The organism is Halobacterium sp. R2-5 (genome assembly GCF_011734195.1).
Taxonomy (GTDB): Archaea; Halobacteriota; Halobacteria; order Halobacteriales; family Halobacteriaceae; genus Halobacterium.
This window is the reverse complement of sequence record NZ_JAANTH010000001.1, coordinates 879052-897598: the sequence shown is the minus strand read 5'-3', so window position 1 is coordinate 897598 and position 18547 is coordinate 879052. Positions and strand designations below refer to the sequence as shown.

Genomic DNA, 18547 nt, shown 5'->3' with positions numbered 1-18547 from the left:
CACGTACTGGCGCGAGTAGTCGATAGCTCGGACGTCTCGAAGACCGAGGTCAGTCAGACGGTGAGCGGTCTCGAGAAGCGTGGCCGCCTGTACCGGGAGCGCCAGGGGCGGACGTCTCTATCCGAGCGACATTCGTGTATCAGCACCGTTGCGATGCCTCTTCAGCTACGATCAGCGTCGCGGGAGAGAGAGACTGGAACCCTCGTCCAGCGGTAGCTGAACGCGGTTAGAGTTCCGGCACCGCCGTGTACAGGAGGACGAACGCGTTCACGGACAGTAGCGCCAGCACGAGCCACTGGAAGATGCGCTTGGGGATGTTGTCGAAGATGTACACGCCGATCCAGGAGCCGACGAACACCATCGGAACGGCGACGACAGACTCGATCATCAGTGGCGTCGTCACGTCTCCCGTGTAGGTGAGACTCCCGAGGCGGTAGAGCATGAGCGTCCCGAAGAAGGCGGTGAACGTGGCCTTCATCTCCTCGTCGGTCCAGAACCCGCTGGCCGACATGAACGCGCCGTAGACGATCATCGGCGGACCGGGAACAGCGACGGCACCGCCGAAGATCCCCGCGAAAAGCCCGGCCGTCGCGCCGATTACTTTCCCCGGCCGGTAGTCCTTCTCCTTGATCCAGTCCGTGACGGTATCGAGTTGCTGGGTCGCGCCGACGATGATGACGGCCAACACGAGGACGCCCCCGATGGCGACACGCATCTGCGTCTCGTCGAACCGACTGAACACGACGATGCCGAGCGGCATCCCGACGACGAGGCCGGCGACGGGGACGATCCACTTCTCCCAGTCGAAGGCGTCGCGGACGCTCCACCAGACGCGGCCGTTGGCCACCACCGCCGTCACCGTGAAGATGATCGACGCGCTCGAGGGCGACCGGAACAGCGGCATTATGCCCATCGACACCTGCGCGAAGCCGAACCCGGCGATGCCGTGAACGGCGGCCGCGACGAGGATGACGACCGCAGACAACCCCGTCGTCACCCAGTCGCCCGTCATCGAGACCGCCTCCGCGAACGAGTCAGTCGGTGCATCTCGCTAGCGAGTACCACGGCTTCCCACCTAAGCGTACTTGCAGCCGGGAACCGACAGGGAGCGTCCTCGGCCAGATACCACGGTCTCGCTCGGGCCGAGCGCGTGTCTGTGTGCCACCGGGAGCGTGTGTCTCGGCCGTGGCGCCCGGTTTTCTGCGAGACGGGGCACGTAGACGGTCTTTTGCGGTATTCCCGACACTAGCCACAACCCATGAACAGGAGGAGCGCGTATCTACACTCCCGCCACGATGAACGATACCAAGGCACTCGGCGAGTGGACGTCCCTCGGTGGCGACCCTGCCAGTGACGGTACGGGTCCCCCCGACGCGGTCTTCGCCCACGTCAGTGACCTCCACGGACAGCTGACGCCGCGCTCCCAGGTCTACTACGACAATCCGACGTCGAAGCCCGACTTCGACTTCGGAGACGACGACCGCGTCGTCGAGCGCGGCGGCGGGATACCCCTGCTCGCAGCCAAACTCGGCGAACTCCGCGAGCACCACGACGTCTGTACGCTCATGAGCGGCGACACGTTCCACGGCTCCGCCGTGACCACCTACACCGACGGGCGAGCGATGCTCGACCCCATCAACGAACACCTCGCGCCCGACGTCTACGTCCCCGGGAACTGGGACTACTCGAACGAAGCCGCCGAGGACGGTAACTTCGTGGCACTGATGGACGCGCTCGACGCGCCCGTCCTCGCGAACAACCTCTACGACTGGGAGACCGAGGAGCGGTTGTACGACGCCTACCGGCTCCTCGACGTCGGTGGCCTCTCCGTGGGCGTCGTCGGCATGACGAACGTCTACGTCGACCGGATGGCGCCCGCGTTCTCCGAAGGGAAGTACCGCTTCGGCAAGCACCCCGCACTCCTCGAGGAGTCCGCACGGGCCGCTCGCGAGGACGGCGCGGACGTCGTGGTCGCGGTCACCGAGATCGGCCTCCCGTGGATGGTCCAGGCGGCCAAGGACTCTGCGAGCGTGGACGTGGTGTTCAGCGCGCACACCCACGAGTACACCTACGACCCGATCGTCGTCGAGGAGACCGAGACGGTCGTCGTCGAGTCCGGCATGGGCGAGGCGCTCGGCCGCGTGGACCTGCGCGTTCGGGACGGCGAGCTACAGTTCCGACACCACCTCTACTGTCTGACCGAGGGCGGCGAACACACGCCGGAACCGGACGCCGACGCGGCGGAGACAGTCGAATCGGTGCGTGCGCCCTTCTTCGAGGACGACCCGGGGTTCGAGCGAGGGGCGGGCACGGTCGACCGTCCGCTGGATACGGTCGTCGGCCAGACGGAGCACCCGCTCTACCGGCAGTCCTTCCTCGAGAGCGCGTGGAACACGCTGTTCAACGACGCGCTCCGCGCTCACTTCGACACCGACCTCGCCGTCTCGCACGGGTTCCGGTACGGGACTGCCATCCCGCCGGGTGACATCACACTCGGCGAGCTGTACACGTTCTTCCCGATGACGACGCCCGTCGCCCGCGGTGTCGCCTTCGGCCAGCAACTCACGAACCACATGGAGGCGTTCCTTCAGGACAACTTCTCGCCGTACCCCTACGACCAGGAGGACGGTCGCGTCCGGAACTTCTCCTCGAACGTCGAGGTGACTGTCGACCCGACGGCCCAGCGCGGCCGCCGCCTCGTCGAGATGCAGGTCGACGGCGAGCCGGTCGACCCGGAAGAGACGTACTCGGTGGCGACGTTCCGCCGGCCCGGCGACCCCGAACGCGACCTCGGCAACTGCGGGTTCCCGTTCCAGGACGTCGAGGTCGACGACGGGACGATACCGGTCGACGTCATCGCCGAGTACCTCGCGGACCACTCGCCCGTCGACTACGAGGTGATGGGGCTGGTCGAGACCGCAGACGACGGCGGCCGAGCCCAGAACACGCCCGCAGACGGGCCGTACCCGTTCGTCCAGCCCGGCGTCGACTACGCTGACGGCGAGGCGTACTGCGAGACAGCCATGGTTCCGCGCGGGAACGTTTTCCCCGAAGAGGGGCGTAATCGAACGCGCTAGGCGGCGACGCACGCGATAAGTCCGACTGACGGCACACCCGACACGATACAAGAGAGATACGATGGTCACGAACATCACTGCGGAACAACTCGCGGAGAGAATCGACGCCGACGAACAGTTCACGCTCATCGACGTACGCCCCGAAGACAGCTTCGAGGCCTGGCACGTACGCGATGCGGAGAACGTTCCGTACGACCCTGACGAGGGGCTGAGCGAAGATCGGCTGAACGAGGTGAACGCACTGATCGACGGCCAGCCGGTCGTCGCTATCTGCGGGAAGGGGTTGACGTCGACGCCGTTCGCGTTCGACCTCGACGACCACGGCTACGACGACGTCTCGGTCGTCACTGGCGGCATGGAGGAGTGGAGCAAACTCTACGAGGTCGTCCCCATCGAGACGGCCAGCGAGGACCTCGTCGTCCGGCAGGTCCAGCGCCGAGCGAAGGGCTGTCTCGGCTACGTCGTCGGCTCGGAACGAGCAGAAGAGGCCGTCGTGGTCGATGCGACCCGACAGACCGACCAGTTCAAAGTCGCCGCCCAGAACGCTGGACTCTCCATTTCGCGTGTGCTCGATACGCACGTCCACGCCGACCACATCTCAGGCAGCCCGGCGCTCGCCGACGAGGTCGGCGTACCCTACCACCTCGGCGACGCGGCCAGCGAGCGCGGCGTCGAGTACGAATACGACCCGCTATCGGATGGAGACGTCGTCGAAGTCGGCGACGTCGAGATCGAAGCGATGCACGCGCCCGGACACACCTCGGAGATGATGAACTACCTCGTCGACGGAGAGGTCCTGTTGACGGGCGATACGCTGTTCGTCGACTCCGTCGGACGGACGGAGCTCCAGTTCGGCGAAGACGACGCCTCCCGTGGCGCGGAACTGCTGTACGACTCGCTGCACGACACCATCCTCGACCTCCCAGACGACACGACGATTCTGCCGGGCCACCTCACCGTCACGAGCGACGGCCGCTACGAGAACGGCACGCCGGGCGACCCCCTCGAGGCCCGACTCGGGGACCTCCGCGAAGACCTCGGCTTCCTCGGGCTGGACCGCGGCGCGTTCGTCGAGCGATTGACCGAGGACGTCCCGGAGAAACCCCCGAACTACGAGTCAGTCATCGCCATCAACACCGGCAGAGACACCGTCGACGACGAGAACGAGGCGACTGAACTCGAACTGGGACCGAACAACTGTGCCGCGTAGAGAACACGCGCTCTCCCGTCGCGGCCTCCTCCAGTTGACGGGAGCGACCGCTCTCGGCGCGCTCGCGGGCTGTGCCGGTCAGCTACCGGGCACCGACGATAGTGAGGGAGAGGCGGTGCCGCCGCGCTCGACAGTGACGGCCGAGCCAGATACGTCCGTCAGCCTCACTTCGTCGCCCGGAACCGTTCGGCCAGCCCCCGAGACGTCGACGACCAACTGGCTGTACGAGGGCGAATTCCCCGGGCCGGAGCTACGCGTCCAGGAGGGTGACGTGCTCAGCGTCGAACTGACCAACGGCCTCCAGGCGGGGACGACGATTCACTGGCACGGTGTCCCCGTCGCGAACCCGGTCGACGGGGTGCCGAACGTGACGCAGGACCCGGTCGCGCCTGGCGATACGTTCACGTACACGTTCCGTGCCGAACCCGCGGGGACGTACTTCTACCACAGTCACGTTGGGCTCCAGCTCGACCGGGGGTTGCTCGGCCCGCTGATCGTCGAAGAGCCCGACCCACACGTCGAGTACGACCGCGAGTACGTCGTCGTCGTCGACGACTACCTCCCCGAAGAGCCGGAGCTTCCTTCGGACGGCGGAATGGGCGGGGGCGGCGGGATGATGGGAGACACTCGCCCGCCGTACGAGGGGCTCCTGATCAACGGTCGGCTTCCAGAGGACCCACCGAGGTTCGAAGTGACAGAGGGAGAGCGGGTGCGCCTCCGGTTCGTGAACGCCGGCAGCGCGACAGTCTTCGGTGTACGAATCGCAGGCCACGAAATGACGGTGACTCACGCCGATGGCCGGCCTGTCGAACCCGTCGACGTGGACTCGTTCGTCTTCGGGTCCGGCGAGCGCTACGACGCAGTGATCGAGGCGACGAACCCGGGCACGTGGGCCGTTCGAGCGGATGCGCTCGATGGAAGCGAACCACCAGCTACGGCCATCGTCGAGTACGAGTCAGCTAGCGGGGGGAGCCCACAGCGCCCGTCGTCGGCCAGTAACCGGCTGCAGTACGGGGACTTGCAGGCGGTCTCCTCGCTCGACGGAGTGAGTGGAGAGCCGGATCGCACGTTCGACCTGACGCTCTCACGCGGCAGGAGCCGGTCGTACACGTGGACGATAGACGGGCAGGCCTACCCGGACGCCGACCCGCTCCAGATTCGGCCCGACGAACACGTCCGAATTCGGATGACCAATCAGAGCCCGGTCGTCCACCCGATGCACCTTCACGGCCACTTCTTCCAGGTCGGCGACGCGATCAAGGACACGGTCATCGTCCCCGGACATCGAGGGCAGGTGACGATCGACTTCCACGCGGACAACCCCGGTCGGTGGTTGTTCCACTGTCACAATCTGTACCATCTCGACGCGGGGATGGCGCGCGTCGTGGAATACGTCGAGTGAGCAGGTTGGCCGCCTCGGCGGTGGCTACCTCGTCTTCCGGCGCATGGGCGAAACGCAGATGTCCCGGGCCCCGCGATGGAGGAATTCCGCACGGCATACGCTCGTGGTAATCTCACTGACGAAGAGTTCGAGTCCAGCCGCGAGCGACTCGAACGGTCGGAGTAGAGCAACGAGTACGCACCAGGGTGCGTACTCCCCCCGCCTGTGTGAGCGTGGCTTCGAATCGAAGGAATGGGTCCCTCTCAGCTTACGATTCTGAACGGTAATGTGGTTAAGTCCCAATACCGTAGTGTACTACGTGACCGAAGTCATCCTCTTCACCCAAGAGACGTGCGGAGCGTGCGCGACGCAGCGGGAGAAAAACGACGGCATCGAGGACGAGTACCCCGACGTCGAGTTTCGAGAGGTCGACATCCAGAGAGACGTGGAAACGGCCGAGGAGTACGGCGTCCGGAAGACGCCGACGACACTCGTCTACGCGAACGGTGAACAGACCGCCGAATTCATCGGCATCGTCGACCGGGACGACTTGGAGTCGGCTATCGAGAGCGCGACCCGGCAGTCGGCTGGATTCGCCCAGCGCCTCGTCGACGTCGTGCGTGGATAAGAACCAGCGACCGATGCAACTCACATGACGAACTACAGCCGACGTCAGTACCTGGGAGTGCTCGGTGCCGGCGCAGTCGCCAGCACGGGTCTCTCTCAGCCAGCGAGCGCACAGGAGACTCCCGTCGTGAAGATGGGCAACAACTACTTCGACCCGATCGGCCTCCGCGTCGAACCCGGCACGACCGTCCGCTTCGAGATAGCGGCCGGTGCACACTCGGCAACGGCCTACGAGAACCGGATCCCGTCCGACGCCAGCGCGTTCGACAGTGGGACCATCTCGTCGGGAACCTTCGAGTACACGTTCGAAGAACCGGGCACGTACGACTACTACTGCATCCCGCACGAGTCAGTCGGGATGGTCGGCCGCATCGTCGTCGGTAGCCCTGGCGGCCCAGCCGAAGAGAGCCCGATTCCGGACGGTGACGTGCCCGAGAGCGACGCGATCGTCGAACAGGGCGCGATAGCGTATGGATCTAGCACCGACGGTGACGGGTACTCCGACGACGGAATGATGGGTCCGGGGATGGGGTCTGGCCCGGGGATGATGAACGGCCGGAACGGTGGATGGTTCGGTGGGCTGCCGTTCGTCGGCGGGGCGCTCGGAATGCTTGGGCTGGCCGGCGGACTCCTCTACTGGGCACTGGGCCGAGGTGACACGCCGTCCCGGCGTGACGATTCCGCGATGGAAACCCTCCGACGCCGGTACGCACGAGGCGAGCTCGACGAAGAAGAGTTCCAGAAGCGTCGTGAACGGCTGGAGACTGAGAGAGAAGACGCATCTCGGTGAGGGCGTACACGGTGAACTCGCCGGACTTCGACTCGGCACCGAATCGTGACCCCCGTCGCGGACGTCAGCGGTCACGTTCGCGGGCTGCGAGGCCGTCGTCGACCGCGACGTGACCGAAACCGACGACGAGGTCGAGCGACACCTCCTGCCCGCCACCCTATTTAACGAGCTTTGCTGGGAAGGCAGGTCCCGTTTCCCGCGGTCGCTCGAAGAGGAGGTGTGAGTAACCGAGAGACAGACTGCGAAGCCGCGGGCTCGCGGGTCCACGACTCCCTCCGGGACCTCCTCGCCCACGAGCGCCGCCGGCGCGTCCTCGCCTGCCTGCGGGAGCACGGCTCGCTGCCGCTGTCCGACCTCGCGACCGAAGTCGCTCGCCGCGAGCACGACGGGACGCTCGCCCAGGCTCGCCAAACCGACGAGCTCTGCGTGTTCCTGGCGCTGTCGAACGTCCACGTGCCCAGGCTCGCCGAGGCGGACGTCGTCGCCTACGACCGGGACCGGAACGTCGTCGCGCTCGACGAGGCCGCCGACGCGCCCGACCGACTCTCCTCCTTCGAATCGACGCCGAGTCCCGAGTGAGTCTGCTCGCGACGGTCGCCCCGCGTTCAGGTGACCATGTAGTACGGGTCGCGCTCGATTTTCGGTTCCAGCGCGTCCCGCATGTCGCCGGCCCTGAAGAAGGACAGCTTCAGGCCGTTCCGGTCGCGCCGTTCGAGGACCCCCTGTTCTTCGAGGTAGTCCTCCATCTTCCACCGGTTCCACTTGTAGACGCCCCTGAACGCGTCGTTCTTCTGGGCGATCCGGCGGTGGTCGGTCTCGTCGTAGTAGATCGCTCCGGAGTGGGTTTCGTCGGTGTGATACGGCGTGTCGGCCTGCAGGGAGACGTAGTGGTACTGCGTGGAGACGAGGCGGTCCGTGCCGATGTTCGCGATGAGGACGTTGTCCTCGTCGATCTTGGCGTAACAGCCGTCGGGGCCGAACGAGTCGTGGTGGTTGCAGTCCTCGAAGCGGTAGTCCCCCGCGACCTGAATCGAGTGGAGAGCGTCGTCCGTGCGGTAGTCGGCGTCGTCCATGAACAGGACGGGGAACATCCCGACCTGCGGCCGGGAGAACTGCTTGTGGTAGACGCCCGAATTCCGGAAGCTCGGCGTGAACCCAGGGACCAGCACGCTCTCGAACTGGTCCGTGAGCTCGTCGTACAGCCGCCCGTACGACCGCCCGCCGAAGGCGGCGTTCACGTCGCTCAGGCCGACGTGGACGAAGATCTCGCTCTCCACGTAGTCGTCCAGAATCGCCCGGAGCTCCGCGAACGGGAAGCCGGAGGCGGACGTGTCCCTGACGCGGTCTTTCAGCATGCGCGTGTACTCTTCCCGGGCGACGGTCCGCCACCGTCGGAGCTCGCGGACCGGACGGACGGTGTCGTTCATACAGGCCTCCCTCCTCGCCCGAGTACTGTAACTCGTCGCCTGCGCGGCGAAGTCGGTGCCAGCGTCACATTCCGGGGACGCCGACGGCCTCGAAGTTGCTGATGCCGGCGACGGCGAGCACGTACAGGACGGCGAACGTCGCCACCCACGCCACCAGCGCGATGAGGATGGCGCGCATCCAGCCACCGGGGTACCGGTAGTTGATGAGCGCGATGTACGCGACCAACACCAGTATCGGACCGACGAGCGGAATCCACCCGAAGAGGAACCCGAACACCCCCCAGATTATCGCCCCCAGAAGCGCGGTCACGATAGCGTACGTGTAGTCGTCGTATCCGGTGATGACGCGCGCGCCGACGTATATCCCGAGCGCGCCGACGAGCAGGCTGACGACGAAGACGACGATCGAGTCGACGAGTGCCATACCGAACGGTTCCGGCGGTACCCGCATTGTTAGTCCCCGCTTGTCGAATCGCTCATAGATTCCCGGGTTAGGGCCACGGCAACGTCCAGCAGGTCCGTCGTTCGGCGTCGAGTAACGGGGTGCAGCCGTGGGGGCACGGCTCCGGAGAGGTCAGTAGGTTCCCACGCCAGCAGCGATCCGCGGTGCGCTGGGGGCGGTCGCTCCACTCGGCGCTGATCGGCGTAGCGAAGTCGCGAAAGAGAGCGTCGGGGTTTAGCTGCCCGTGCCGACGGTGACTTCTTCCTGCGCGACGACCGTACGGGAACCGCCGCTGCCGATTGCGGTTACCGTGACCGTCACGTCGGTCTCGGTCGCGTTCTGGACTCTAACGGAGTCGCCGACGTTACTCAAGTTTCCAGGGGATGGGTCGAGCGTGACAGAGTCGTCGCTAACAGAGACGTTCAGACTCTCTGCGTTCCCCTCACTGATCCAGGTGACGCTGGCGTTGCCGTCGTTGGTCTGGCTGATGTCCGCGCCGGCCTGGACGTTCTCGCTGACGCTGTCACCGAACCCGAGCACGAAGCTCGCGATGACGGCGGCCAGGATGACTGTGATCGCTACCATCAGGATGACGCCGATGACCGGCGACACCCCGCGCTCGTCGCGGTCGGGGATCTCGAAACTGATTTCCTTCATGAATGCTCACGCGCTCGCCTCGGTAGGCTGCGCTTACCAACAAATGGGGACCGGTTGTAATAAACACTCTGTGGCATGCTGTTACGTACGTTACAGGCTTCTATCGGGTGTTCGATGTGTGAAGGCGGCCGCGGCGTCAGTCGCGACCCGTGAAGAAAACCGACGCCGGAGCATCGAGTTCTACCCCGGAGTTTCGCCGGACCGAGTGGCTCTCGGCGCCCACTCGGAAAGTGTTCGCTCGGTCTCACGCCCGGCGTTTCCTCGAAACAGTAGGACGAGCCTACCCGAATCCCGGGAGTGAGAATCGGCCGCACGCGAAGCTGGCCGGGAAGCTGCCGGGCGTGCACCGGAGCGTGGGTGGGAGCCGCACCGCTTTTCCGGGCGTACGACCGCCGTCCAGTATGGTCACGCTCGGAACGAAGCTGGTGCAGATGGACGCGGTGCCCGCGGTGTTACACTACGAGGAGGGCGGGATGGACGGCCCGCTAGAACTCCGTCACGTACAGGTCGACGACGACACGGTGAACGCCGTGGTCCACGTACAGGCTGGCGGAACGCAGTCGCTGGCGCGCGTCACGGGCGGACTCGACGACGAGACGCTCGAACTCCAGATTCCGACCGAGCCCGCGGAGTTCGACACGGTCGAGGAGTTCCTCGCGGCCGACGACATCTTCGAGACCGCGCGGACGGTCGTCGACATCCAGGCCGACGTGTCGTAACCGCAAACACCGACTCCAGCGCGGGACCACCACCGGCTCCGGCTACCCGGCTGACCAAAACGCTCTTCGGTCGACGCTCGGTGTGTCTGGACGTGGTCCCCGACCCCTCCACGCCGACCGACGCGTCGGCGACAGACCGGGAGTTCAGCGCGGTAGTCAGCGGCGTCCTCGGCGGGCTCGTCGGCGCGTTCCTCTCGTTCGTCCCGTTCGCGACCGTACTCGGCGGCGGCGTCGCCGGCTATCTCACGAACGGAACTCCCAGAGAGGGAGCCCGGGCCGGCGCCATCGCGGGATTCGTCATGTTCATTCCGGTGACGCTGGTGCTGTTCTTCCTGCTGTTCCTCCTCGGGTTCGGCGGCACACCGGCAGCCATCGGCGTGCTCGGACTCGTCGTGGTGTTCTTCGTCGCCCTGTACACGCTCGGGCTGGGTGCGCTCGGCGGCTACCTCGGTGCCTCTGTGCGGACCGAGTGGTAGCGCCGACGAGCCCTACCTCGCGGCGACGGCGGCGATAGCTGCGGTCGCGCTCCCCCACGCGACGGCGCCGCCGCCGGCGAACGTGAGCAGCGCGCCGTCACCGAGGAAACCCGCGACGGCCCACGTCGCCACGCCGATCCCCGCCAGCGCGTGAATCGTCAGCCCGCTCATGGGCGGCTCGCGGCCGCCGACGGAGAGCCACGTGCCGTAGCCGCCGAGCGCGAGCGCGAGCGCGTAGAACAGGCCGCCGAGGCCGCCCCAGAGCGAGAACAGGCTCTCGAGCAGCGAGCTGTCCCCGCTCTGACCCGCGGGCTCGGTCGTCGCGACCGTCGTCGGCTCCGCTCCGTCGGCGGTCGTCGTGGCTGCCGTCGTCTGCTCTGTCTCCTGCACGGTGACGTTCACGGCCGCGTCGTTGAGGCTCCGGACGCCCATCTCGTCTTCGACAGCGAGCGTGACTTCGTACGTCCCGGGTTCCTCGAAGGCCGCGACGTGAGTCGCTCCCGTTCTGTGCTCTTCGCCGGCGACGGTGAAGGAGTAGCTCGCAATTCCACCGTCGTCCGTGGACTGCTGGCCGGAGAAACGGACCGGCTCGCCGGGCCGGACGGCCGTCTCGTTCGCGTCGAGCACCGCGGTCGGGCGCTCGTAGCGTGGACCGAACGGCTCACTGGCGAACGGGACGGGGTCGGCTTTCCCGCTGTCTGTGAGAACGGCGTCGCCCCCGCCGTCGGGGTTGAGCGTCTCGTGGTACGGCCCGGACTCCGCGCCCCAGTAGTTGTTCTCGGCGAGGACCGTCGCGTCGCTGCCGATGTCGCTCCGCAGGCCGACGAGGTGGCCGTAGACGTCGTTGTACGCGAGTTCGACGTTCGGCGCGTTCTCGACGAGGACCGCGGTCGCGGTCGCCGCGCCGCCGCCGGTACGCTCGCGGTCGGCGGTGTTCAACACGACGGAGTTGTTCGTCAGCCGCGTCGGCGTCGGACCCGCGACGCGCACGCCGTCGCCGTTCCCCGCGATTGTGTTGTTGTGGAGCGTCGACTTGCTCGCCGCGCGGCTCCCCTCGACAGCGATGCCGAAACCGTCGTTGTCGAAGACGTCGTTGCGGCCGACGTTCACGCCGCCGAGGAGGTCGCTCGCGCGGACGGAGACCCCGTCCTCGGCGTTCCCGACGAGGCGGTTCCGGAGCGCAGTCACGCCGCGCACGCGGACCGCCGAGACCTCGACGCCGGGGCCGCCGTTCGTGCGGACGACGTTGTCCGCGAGCACCGTGTTGTCGACCTGCTGGGTGGAGAACGCGAAGCCGCCGTCGCCGTTGCCGGCGAGCGTGTTGTTCCGGACGTCGAAGGCGTCCACGAAGACGTACTCCGCGGACGCGTCGACGCCGTGGCCGTCGTTGCGCGCGAACTCGTTGTTCTCGACGGCGAGCGCGACGTGCTGGATGCCGCCGGTCGTCCGCCGGAGCGAGAGGGCGAGCCCGGATTGTGAGTCGACGACGGTGTTCCCCGCGAAGCGAACGCGGTCGGCGTCGGTCGCGCCGTCGACGTGGACGCCGTGTCCGCCAGCGCTCCGGACTTCGCCGCCGAGGACTTCCACGTCGTCGAGGGCGCCGCCGCGGAACGCGACGCCGTCGCCGCCCGGGTTCTCGACGGCGACGCCGCGGAGCGTCACGTCCTCGGCGACGTGGCCGCTCGTCGACCTCGGGCGGGCGTCCGTCGCCTCCGTCGCGAACTCGACGCCGGTACCGGAAGCCCCCGCGACCGTGACGTCGGTCAGGGTGACGTCCGAGATCTCGCGGGCGCGCACGAGCACGCCGTTCGCGCCGGTGTTCGAGAACGTCGTTCTCGCGACGCGCACGCGCCGGACCGCGTCGACGTACGGGTCCGTCTCGGGGACGGCGAACGCGAGGCCCGCGCGCCCGACGTCGGTGAACCGCGAGTCCGTGATGCGAATCGACGGTGCCCCCTCGCGCGTGCGGACGGAGACGCCGTCCCGAACGTGCTCGCGGACAGTCGTGTCGCGCAGTTCGACGGACCCCTCGCTCGAGGTCACCGTGACAGCAGTCGCGCCGTGTTCGACGAGCGCGTGCGCCAGGCGGAGCGTGGAGTCGCCGTCGCCAGCGTACTCGATAGTCTCCCACGTGCCCGCGTCGGAGGCGGGGTCGGCGGTCGTGAACTGAATCGGGTCGGACGCCGTGCCGGCTGCGAGCAGGCTCCCCTCGACGGTAATCGTGACTTCTTCGCCGACGTTGACTCGGGTGCCGGGCTCGACGGTGAGCGTCGCGTCCGCGGCCACCGTCAGGTCGTCGCCGACGAAGTACGGGCCGTCGTCGGCCGTCCACGTCGTGTCCTCGGTCACGTCGCTCTCGACGTACGTCGGCGAGTCCGCGGCCGTCGGTCCGACCGCGCCGACGACGGCGACGGCCGCGAGTACGACGAGCGCGCCGACGAACAGCTGTCGGAGCGTCATGTGAGCGCGCGCAGGAGGTGCGCGGTCGGGTAGTGCAGCGTCCAGTCGAGCGCGCCGGTGCCGTCCGCGAGCGCGGCGTCACCGAGGCCGCCGGCGCCGTCGACGCGCTCGGTGGCGTCGTCAGTGTTCGGCGACGTCGGGTCGGTGCCGCGCAGCACTTCCTCGCCGTCCGGGACGCCGTCGGCGTCGGTGTCTCTCGCGGTCGGGTCGGTGCCGTACCGCCGCAGCTCGATGCCGTCTTCGAGGCCGTCGCCGTCGGTGTCCGCGTCGAGCGGGTCGGTCCCCGTGTCGCGGTACTCGGTCAGGTCGGTGAGCCCGTCGCCGTCAGTGTCGCGGTCGTTCGGGTCGGTCCCGAGTTCGAGTTCGAGCGCGTCCGGCAGGCCGTCGAGGTCGGCGTCCGCCTTGGTCGCGGACGTGTTCCCGGCGATCTCCGACAGGTCGTCGAGGCTGTCGGCGTCCGTGTCGCGGTCCGCGTAGTTCGTGCCCGCGCGGACCTCCTCGTCGTCCCGGACGCCGTCGTCGTCGGTGTCGGGGTCGAGGGGGTCCGTGCCGAACTGGTGGACCTCGTAGCCGTCCTCGAGTTCGTCGCCGTCCGTGTCCGCGTCCCGGAAGTCGGTGCCCAGCGAGAGCTCGTTGGCGTTCGAGAGCCCGTCCGCGTCGAGGTCGCCGCCCTTGGCGATGACCCTGATGGGGATTGCCTGGTCGTCGCGGCGAGGGTCGTCGCCGGCCTGCTGGCTGTACATGCTCGCGTACAGCGTGTATCCCCGCCTGTCGAGGTCGTGCTCGTCGGGGTCGAGCGTGAGCTCGGCGTCCGTGGTCTCCAGTTCGCCGAGCGTCACGGTCGTCACGTCCATCGAGTTCTCGCGGGGCTGGCTGTAGTCGGCGTCGCGGTTCCGGGTCAGTCGCACGTCGTAGTCCGCGTAGTAGGTGTCGGAGTCGTCCAGGTAGTCGCCGACGGTCACGCGGACCGTCGCCGTCTCGTCCGCCCAGACGTAGTAGACGCCGTCGACCTCGGTCGCGGCGCCCGCGCCCGTCACGTCGACGGAGAGGACGCCGGACTCGACGGTCGCGGCGTCGGCGCCGCCGGCCGCGAACGCGGTCACCGGGCTCGCCGCCGCGGCGACGGCGACGAGGGCGACCGCGACGGCCAGCGCTGTCGATAACCGAGACACGTCCCTCTCTCGCGCGGTAACGCACTTGAAGATACGGGTACGCGCGGTAGGCGTATCCTACCAACCGCCGGCTCCGAGGTCACTCCCCGCGCCCCATCCCGTAGAACTCGTCGTTCGGGCGCATGTCCGCGACGACCGCCATCCGGTTCGAGAGGTTGAAGAACGCCGCGACCGAGGCGACGTCCCAGATCTCCTCCTGTGAGAAGCCGGCGTCCCGGAGCGCCTGGACGTCCTCGTCGCCGACTGCTTCGGGGGATTCGGTGAGCTTCACGGCGAAGTCCAGCATCGCGCGGTGCTCCTCGGAGACGTCCGCGCTGCGGTGGTTGGTGGCGAGCTGGTCGGCGAGCTTCGGCGCCTCCGCGTAGACGCGGCAGAGCGCGCCGTGCGCGACCACGCAGTAGAGGCAGTCGTTGGCGCCGCTGACGGCGACCGTGATCATCTCGACCTCCTCGCGGGCGAGCGCCGTGTCCTCGACGAGCGCGTCGTGGAACGCGAAGAACGCCCGGAAGTGGCTGGGCTTGTACGCGTACGCCTCGAAGACGTTCGGCGTGAAGCCGGCGCGCTCGGTCTCCTCGGCGATTCGCTCGCGGAGGTCCTCGGGGAGGTCGTCGGCGTCCGGGACGGGGAACCGTCGCATCGCGTCCTCGCTCATGCGTACGCACGCGACGGCCGGAACAATAGGTGTGCGGGGTCGCTCGCACCCTCCTCGTCGGAGACGCTACGAGTGCAGCGTGTCGACGATGCCCGGGAGGAGGTACGCGAACGCCGCGAACACGACCGCGAGTAGCAGCGCGAGCAGGAGTTCCACGGGGCCCATGTGACATCTGTCCGCGGAGAGGCGGCGTAATTCTTGTGGCCGTCGCGGCTCGCAACGGAAAACGGTTTGTCGCACTGCGACTCACGAAAGACCATGAAGGTACGAATCGGTGCCGGCGCGACCGACGAGGAGGCGCAGGCGGTCGCCGCCGCGCTCGCCGAGCACGTCGCCGACGAGGTGGAAGTGTACCTCGGTGACGACGACGAGCCCGCAGCCGTCCACGAAGCGCCCGAGCCCTCCACGGACGAGGACCGTGAGTCCGACCGCGACCTCGGTCCGACCGAGCGCGAGGAGAAGCTCCGCGAGGAGATCGCGGACATCCTCGAAGGCGGCCCCGAGAAGTACAAGGAGCGGTTGAGCGAGCAGGACAAGCTGTTCGTCCGCGACCGCCTCGACCTCTGGTTCGGGGAGGATGGCGGGGACGGCGCCGGCGACCTCCTGTTCGAGGACGGGAAGTTCGCGAACTTCGACTCCTGGCACCCCGACAGCCCGGACGTCGACGAGGCCGACCCGGACAACCGCCTGCCCGCAGACGGCCTCATCACGGGCGCGGCGGACTTCGAGGGACGGGACGTCCACTTCATGGCGAACGACTTCACCGTGAAGGCCGGGTCGATGGCCGAGCGCGGCGTCGAGAAGTTCCTCCGGATGCAGGAGCGCGCGCTCAAGACCGGCAAGCCGGTGCTGTACCTGATGGACTCCTCCGGGGGCCGCATCGACCAGCAGTCCGGGTTCTTCGCGAACCGCGAGGGCATCGGGAAGTACTACTTCAACCACTCGCGGCTCTCCGGGCGCGTCCCCCAGATTTGCGTGCTGTACGGACCCTGCATCGCGGGCGCCGCGTACACGCCCGTATTCGCGGACTTCACCGTGATGGTCGAGGGGATGTCCGCGATGGCCATCGCGAGCCCCCGGATGGTGAAGATGGTCACCGGCGAGGAGATCGAGATGCAGGACCTCGGCGGCCCGGACGTCCACGCCCGCGAGTCCGGGAGCGCGGACCTCGTCGCGCGCGACGAGGAGCACGCCCGCGAACTCGTCGCGAACCTGGTTCAGTACCTCCCGGACAACAGCGACGAGAAACCGCCGAACCAGCCCGCGAAGCCGCCCGCGAAACCGACCGAGGGCATCGACGGTCTGATTCCGGAGTCGCCGAACCGCGCGTACGACATGCGCGACCTCATCGAGCGCGTCGTGGACGCGGGCTCGTTCTTCGAACTGAAGCCGGAGTTCGGCCCGGAGATTCTCACGGGGTACGCGCGCATCGACGGCCGCACTGTGGGTATCGTCGCGAACCAGCCGACCGAGCGCGCGGGCGCAATCTTCCCGGACGCCGCCGAGAAGGCCGCGGAGTTCGTCTGGAAGTCCGACGCGTACAACATCCCCCTGCTGTACCTCTGTGACACGCCCGGCTTCATGGCGGGCTCGCAAGTGGAGAAAGACGCCATCCTGGAGAAGGGCAAGAAGATGATCTACGCCACCAGCGAGGCCACCGTCCCGAAGCAGTCCGTGGTCGTGCGGAAGGCCTACGGCGCCGGCATCTACGCCATGTCCGGGCCGGCCTACGACCCCGAGTCCACCATCGCGCTCCCCTCCGGCGAGATCGGCATCATGGGGCCGGAAGCAGCCATCAACGCCGTCTACGCGAACAAGCTCGACGCCATCGACGACCCCGAGGAACGCGCGCAGCGCGAACAGGAACTCCGCGAGGAGTACCGCCGCGACATCGACGTCCACCGGATGGCGAGCGAGACGGTCATCGACGAAATCGTCCCGCCGTCCGACCTGCGCGCGGAGCTCGCGGCGCGCTTCGACTTCTACGAGGACGTCGAGAAGGACCGGCCGTCGAAGAAACACGGCACGATTCTCTGACCGCCCGCAGTCCACCGGCTACGACAGGTGCGCGGTGACGTCCGTCGAGGAAATCATCCCGACGTAGTCGTCGTCGACGACCGGGAGGTGTTTGATGCCGTACGTGGTCATCATCGCGGCGACCTCCTCCATGTAGAGGTCCGGCGCCGCGGTCTCGACGTCGGTCGTCATCACGTCCCGTACTCGCAGTTCGGCGACGTCCTCGCCCTCCGCGACGGCGTCGAGGACGTCCGTGCTGCTGACGATCGCGCGCGGCGTCGTCGTCACGACGAGCGCGCTGATGTCCTCCGCGCGCATGCGCTGGGCCGCCTCCATCACCGTCGCGTCGGCGCTAATCGTCTCCAGCGGCGTGGACATCACGTCCTCGACTGTCAGCCTGTCGGAAGAAGACATATCACACGCCACGAACCCCGCGACCAAGATAGTTCCCCCTCCGAGCCCCCCTGCGCGCGGCCCGCGGTCGGCGCGCGCCTGCTCACTCGCGCCGCAGCGCGTCGACGAGCACGGCCAGCGCGAGCCCCGCGAGCCCGATGTCGCGCGCGAGGACGTCTCCAAACCGTCCCGTCGTCGCCCAGACGACGGCGAGGTAGCCGATAGTCGCCAGCAGCGAGACGGCGGCGACCAGCGCCGCGAACGCGGTGTAGCGGTCCGCGAGCAGCAGCGCGGCGAACCAGACTTCGAGCACGCCGTTCGCGAGCATGAACGCGACCGGGGAGACGACGAGCCACGGCGCCAGCCAGTCGGTGACGTACACCGCCCACGCGCCGGGGTCGAGGAGCTTGTGGACGCCCGCCGCGAGCAACATGGCGCCGAGCCCCCAGCGCGCGAGCGTCCCCGGGTCCGGCGAGCGAGCGGCGAGTCGCCGCGCGCGGTCGCTGGCGGGCACGGTCAGTCTTCGGCGTACTCGCGCTTGTGGTGGAGCGCGGTGCGGTCGAACTCGCAGACGAGTTCGTCGTCGCGGTTGACCGCGAACGCCTCGACGTGGAACGTGACGACGCCGCGCTCGCCGTCGCTGGTCTCGCGCTTGTCCGCGACCGTCGACTGCGCGCGGATAGTGTCGCCGTGGAACACGGGCGACGGGTGCTCGACGTCGTCGTACGAGAGGTTCGCGACGATGGTGCCGTCGGTGGTGTCCGGGATGGTGAGGCCGACCGCGAGGCTGAGCGTGTAGAGGCCGTTGACGATTCGCTCGCCGAACTGGGTGTCGGCGGCGAACTCGGCGTCGAGGTGCAGCGGCTGCTGGTTCATCGTCATGTCGCAGAACTGCTGGTTGTCCGCCTCGGAGACGGTGCGGCGCTTGTCGTGCTCGATGGTCTCGCCGACCTCGAGTTCCTCGTAGTAGCGTCCCGCCATGGACGAGAGCCCGCGGCCGTCATCCTTAAATCCGCCGAAATCGCGGCCGTCAGGCTTTTAGGACGGT

The 18547-nt window shown here is 67.7% G+C and carries 19 protein-coding genes and 2 pseudogenes; 11 read left to right on the top strand and 10 right to left on the bottom strand.

All coding sequences use genetic code 11. The features are described 5' to 3' along the window. Positions 1 to 21: 21 nt before the first annotated feature. Positions 22 to 216, top strand: a pseudogene (locus tag G9C83_RS16245) (hypothetical protein); the annotation flags it as partial. A 10-nt stretch (positions 217 to 226) separates the two neighbouring features. Here G9C83_RS16245 and G9C83_RS04775 read toward each other — a convergent pair. Beyond that, a complete protein-coding gene (locus tag G9C83_RS04775) occupies positions 227 to 1012 on the bottom strand; it encodes a sulfite exporter TauE/SafE family protein (protein ID WP_167244962.1) in 786 nt (261 codons plus the stop codon). Between the two features lie 283 nt (positions 1013 to 1295). Here G9C83_RS04775 and G9C83_RS04770 point away from each other — a divergent pair, with 283 nt between their 5' ends. The 7 genes and pseudogenes from G9C83_RS04770 (at position 1296) to G9C83_RS04740 (ending at position 7664) form a co-directional block, all read left to right on the top strand. Continuing rightward, the gene (locus G9C83_RS04770) at positions 1296 to 3077 is read left to right on the top strand and encodes a 5'-nucleotidase C-terminal domain-containing protein (protein ID WP_167244961.1); all 1782 of its coding nucleotides are present in this window, start codon (positions 1296 to 1298) and stop codon (positions 3075 to 3077) included. Positions 3078 to 3138: 61 nt separating this feature from the next. Continuing rightward, positions 3139 to 4287: an MBL fold metallo-hydrolase gene (locus G9C83_RS04765; protein ID WP_167244960.1), complete on the top strand. Its 1149-nt coding sequence runs from the start codon at positions 3139 to 3141 to the stop codon at positions 4285 to 4287. Next, positions 4277 to 5689, top strand: a complete 1413-nt coding sequence (locus G9C83_RS04760; RefSeq protein WP_167244959.1) for a multicopper oxidase family protein — start codon at positions 4277 to 4279, stop codon at positions 5687 to 5689. The genes G9C83_RS04765 and G9C83_RS04760 overlap by 11 nt, the downstream gene beginning before the upstream one ends. Before the next feature lie 16 nt (positions 5690 to 5705). After that, positions 5706 to 5854, top strand: a pseudogene (locus G9C83_RS16240) (SHOCT domain-containing protein); the annotation flags it as partial. A gap of 133 nt (positions 5855 to 5987) precedes the next feature. Further along, on the top strand, positions 5988 to 6296 hold the full coding sequence (locus G9C83_RS04750) for a thioredoxin family protein (protein ID WP_167244958.1): 309 nt from the start codon (positions 5988 to 5990) through the stop codon (positions 6294 to 6296). Positions 6297 to 6320: 24 nt separating this feature from the next. After that, on the top strand, positions 6321 to 7085 hold the full coding sequence (locus G9C83_RS04745) for a plastocyanin/azurin family copper-binding protein (protein WP_167244957.1): 765 nt from the start codon (positions 6321 to 6323) through the stop codon (positions 7083 to 7085). 219 nt (positions 7086 to 7304) lie between these two features. Continuing rightward, on the top strand, positions 7305 to 7664 hold the full coding sequence (locus G9C83_RS04740) for a hypothetical protein (RefSeq protein ID WP_167244956.1): 360 nt from the start codon (positions 7305 to 7307) through the stop codon (positions 7662 to 7664). A gap of 26 nt (positions 7665 to 7690) precedes the next feature. Here G9C83_RS04740 and G9C83_RS04735 read toward each other — a convergent pair whose 3' ends face one another. The 3 genes from G9C83_RS04735 to G9C83_RS04725 all read right to left on the bottom strand — a co-directional run bounded on the left by G9C83_RS04735 (position 7691) and on the right by G9C83_RS04725 (position 9611). Further along, positions 7691 to 8512: an AAC(3) family N-acetyltransferase gene (locus G9C83_RS04735; protein ID WP_167244955.1), complete on the bottom strand. Its 822-nt coding sequence runs from the start codon at positions 8510 to 8512 to the stop codon at positions 7691 to 7693. A 64-nt stretch (positions 8513 to 8576) separates the two neighbouring features. After that, positions 8577 to 8936, bottom strand: coding sequence for a hypothetical protein (locus G9C83_RS04730; RefSeq protein WP_167244954.1), 360 nt, complete (start codon positions 8934 to 8936; stop codon positions 8577 to 8579). Between the two features lie 252 nt (positions 8937 to 9188). Beyond that, the gene (locus G9C83_RS04725) at positions 9189 to 9611 is read right to left on the bottom strand and encodes a type IV pilin (RefSeq protein WP_167244953.1); all 423 of its coding nucleotides are present in this window, start codon (positions 9609 to 9611) and stop codon (positions 9189 to 9191) included. A 401-nt stretch (positions 9612 to 10012) separates the two neighbouring features. Here G9C83_RS04725 and G9C83_RS04720 point away from each other — a divergent pair, with 401 nt between their 5' ends. Beyond that, positions 10013 to 10330 (top strand): hypothetical protein, encoded by a 318-nt coding sequence (locus G9C83_RS04720; RefSeq protein WP_167244952.1) that lies wholly within the window; start codon positions 10013 to 10015, stop codon positions 10328 to 10330. 92 nt (positions 10331 to 10422) lie between these two features. After that, the gene (locus tag G9C83_RS04715; RefSeq protein WP_167244951.1) at positions 10423 to 10806 is read left to right on the top strand and encodes a DUF5518 domain-containing protein; all 384 of its coding nucleotides are present in this window, start codon (positions 10423 to 10425) and stop codon (positions 10804 to 10806) included. A gap of 12 nt (positions 10807 to 10818) precedes the next feature. Here G9C83_RS04715 and G9C83_RS04710 read toward each other — a convergent pair whose 3' ends face one another. The 3 genes from G9C83_RS04710 to G9C83_RS04700 all read right to left on the bottom strand — a co-directional run bounded on the left by G9C83_RS04710 (position 10819) and on the right by G9C83_RS04700 (position 15090). Further along, the gene (locus G9C83_RS04710) at positions 10819 to 13266 is read right to left on the bottom strand and encodes a right-handed parallel beta-helix repeat-containing protein (RefSeq protein ID WP_167244950.1); all 2448 of its coding nucleotides are present in this window, start codon (positions 13264 to 13266) and stop codon (positions 10819 to 10821) included. After that, positions 13263 to 14438, bottom strand: a complete 1176-nt coding sequence (locus G9C83_RS16235; RefSeq protein WP_167244949.1) for a calcium-binding protein — start codon at positions 14436 to 14438, stop codon at positions 13263 to 13265. Before G9C83_RS16235 ends, G9C83_RS04710 begins: the two co-directional genes overlap by 4 nt. Before the next feature lie 79 nt (positions 14439 to 14517). After that, positions 14518 to 15090: a peroxidase-related enzyme gene (locus G9C83_RS04700; protein ID WP_167244948.1), complete on the bottom strand. Its 573-nt coding sequence runs from the start codon at positions 15088 to 15090 to the stop codon at positions 14518 to 14520. A 258-nt stretch (positions 15091 to 15348) separates the two neighbouring features. Here G9C83_RS04700 and G9C83_RS04695 point away from each other — a divergent pair, with 258 nt between their 5' ends. Beyond that, a complete protein-coding gene (locus G9C83_RS04695) occupies positions 15349 to 17127 on the top strand; it encodes an acyl-CoA carboxylase subunit beta (protein ID WP_167244947.1) in 1779 nt (592 codons plus the stop codon). 18 nt (positions 17128 to 17145) lie between these two features. Here G9C83_RS04695 and G9C83_RS04690 read toward each other — a convergent pair whose 3' ends face one another. The 3 genes from G9C83_RS04690 to G9C83_RS04680 all read right to left on the bottom strand — a co-directional run bounded on the left by G9C83_RS04690 (position 17146) and on the right by G9C83_RS04680 (position 18480). After that, entirely contained in the window at positions 17146 to 17520 is a 375-nt protein-coding gene (locus G9C83_RS04690; protein WP_167244946.1) for a CBS domain-containing protein, read from the bottom strand. Between the two features lie 82 nt (positions 17521 to 17602). Further along, on the bottom strand, positions 17603 to 18013 hold the full coding sequence (locus G9C83_RS04685) for a DoxX family membrane protein (protein ID WP_347877774.1): 411 nt from the start codon (positions 18011 to 18013) through the stop codon (positions 17603 to 17605). Positions 18014 to 18015: 2 nt separating this feature from the next. Beyond that, on the bottom strand, positions 18016 to 18480 hold the full coding sequence (locus G9C83_RS04680) for a MaoC family dehydratase (RefSeq protein WP_167244945.1): 465 nt from the start codon (positions 18478 to 18480) through the stop codon (positions 18016 to 18018). Between the last annotated feature and the right edge of the window lie 67 nt (positions 18481 to 18547).

Coding starts and splice junctions, on each gene's coding strand:
- G9C83_RS04720 (WP_167244952.1), top strand. CDS start 10,013: ATGGTCACGCTCGGAACGAAGCTGGTGCAGATGGACGCGGTGCCCGCG.
- G9C83_RS04730 (WP_167244954.1), bottom strand. CDS start 8,936: ATGGCACTCGTCGACTCGATCGTCGTCTTCGTCGTCAGCCTGCTCGTC.
- G9C83_RS04725 (WP_167244953.1), bottom strand. CDS start 9,611: ATGAAGGAAATCAGTTTCGAGATCCCCGACCGCGACGAGCGCGGGGTG.
- G9C83_RS04775 (WP_167244962.1), bottom strand. CDS start 1,012: ATGACGGGCGACTGGGTGACGACGGGGTTGTCTGCGGTCGTCATCCTC.
- G9C83_RS04690 (WP_167244946.1), bottom strand. CDS start 17,520: ATGTCTTCTTCCGACAGGCTGACAGTCGAGGACGTGATGTCCACGCCG.
- G9C83_RS04770 (WP_167244961.1), top strand. CDS start 1,296: ATGAACGATACCAAGGCACTCGGCGAGTGGACGTCCCTCGGTGGCGAC.
- G9C83_RS04765 (WP_167244960.1), top strand. CDS start 3,139: ATGGTCACGAACATCACTGCGGAACAACTCGCGGAGAGAATCGACGCC.
- G9C83_RS04700 (WP_167244948.1), bottom strand. CDS start 15,090: ATGAGCGAGGACGCGATGCGACGGTTCCCCGTCCCGGACGCCGACGAC.
- G9C83_RS04680 (WP_167244945.1), bottom strand. CDS start 18,480: ATGGCGGGACGCTACTACGAGGAACTCGAGGTCGGCGAGACCATCGAG.
- G9C83_RS04745 (WP_167244957.1), top strand. CDS start 6,321: ATGACGAACTACAGCCGACGTCAGTACCTGGGAGTGCTCGGTGCCGGC.
- G9C83_RS04735 (WP_167244955.1), bottom strand. CDS start 8,512: ATGAACGACACCGTCCGTCCGGTCCGCGAGCTCCGACGGTGGCGGACC.
- G9C83_RS04695 (WP_167244947.1), top strand. CDS start 15,349: ATGAAGGTACGAATCGGTGCCGGCGCGACCGACGAGGAGGCGCAGGCG.
- G9C83_RS04710 (WP_167244950.1), bottom strand. CDS start 13,266: ATGACGCTCCGACAGCTGTTCGTCGGCGCGCTCGTCGTACTCGCGGCC.